The sequence below is a fragment of the Rhizobacter sp. P2_H2 genome, from assembly GCF_056403375.1.
On the sequence record NZ_JBFUFP010001720.1, the window covers coordinates 1 to 676 of the forward strand.

The 676-nt window shown below is 69.7% G+C and carries 1 protein-coding gene; it reads left to right on the forward strand.

Features of this window, described 5'->3' with window-relative positions; all coding sequences use genetic code 11:
- Positions 1-676, forward strand: a 676-nt coding sequence (locus AC1D15_RS35825; RefSeq protein WP_477829831.1) for a GNAT family N-acetyltransferase, incomplete at both ends; no start/stop codon positions are given.

Consider the following 676-nt stretch of genomic DNA (forward strand, 5'->3'; position numbering starts at 1 on the left):
TTCGTACGGCGAGTACGTGTTCGACTGGGCCTGGGCCGATGCCTACCAGCGCCACGGCCTGCGCTACTACCCGAAGCTGCTCGGCGCGGTGCCGTTCACGCCGGTGCCTGGCCCGCGGCTGATGGCGCGCGACGACGGCGCGCGCCGCGCGCTGCTGTCCGCGATGATGCGCATCGCGCACGACGCGAAGCTGTCGTCGGCCCACCTGCTGTTCCTCGACGCGCTTGACCAGCAGGCCGCGCGCGACATGGGCTGGATGATGCGCAGCACCGTGCAGTTCCACTGGGTCAACCGCGAGCCGCAGCCGTATGACGGGTTCGCCGATTTCCTGGCCAGCCTGCAGCGCGAGAAGCGCAAGAAGATCCAGCAGGAGCGCCGCCGCGTCGCCGAGGCCGGCGTCAGCTTCACGACGCATGTGGGCCGCGAGATCGACGACGAGCTGTGGGACTTCTTCTACCGCTGCTACGTGCGCACCTACCGCGCCCACCACTCCACGCCCTACCTCACGCGCGACTTCTTCGCCCGCATGGCGCGCACGATGCCGCAGAACTGGGTGCTGTTCGTCGCGTGGAAAGACGGCGTGCGCATCGCGGTGTCGCTGATCGGCGTCGATGCGGCGCGCGGTGTCGCCTACGGCCGCTACTGGGGCGCGACCGAGCACGTCTCCTGCCTGCAC